Source organism: Micromonospora sp. DT201, from assembly GCF_049841575.1.
In the GTDB taxonomy this organism is placed as follows: Bacteria; Actinomycetota; Actinomycetes; order Mycobacteriales; family Micromonosporaceae; genus Micromonospora.
Map to the genome: position 1 here is coordinate 1 of NZ_JBNCKP010000103.1, position 296 is coordinate 296.

Sequence of the window (296 nt, forward strand, 5' to 3'; positions counted from 1 at the left end):
CAGGAGTCGAAGCTGGAGAACCTGGGTCACCTCGGTGACATGAACGACCACGACTCGCTGGGCCTGTTCCAGCAGCGTCCGTCCAGTGGTTGGGGTACTCCGGAGCAGATCACCAACCCTGAGTACTCGACGACTGCGTTCCTGAAGGGTCTGAAGCAGGTTGACGGGTGGCAGGACATGCCGCTGACCCAGGCCGCGCAGACCGTGCAGGTCTCGGCCTACCCGGACGCGTACGCCCAGTGGGAGCAGCAGGCCGCTGACCTGGTTGGCCAGTACTGGAACAGCTGACCACCGCA

Annotated in this window: 1 pseudogene; it reads left to right on the forward strand. The window is 64.2% G+C overall.

Annotated features, from left to right (window positions below):
* Positions 1 to 288: pseudogene (locus tag ACLQ28_RS34600) on the forward strand (hypothetical protein); the annotation flags it as partial.
* Positions 289 to 296: the final 8 nt, after the last annotated feature.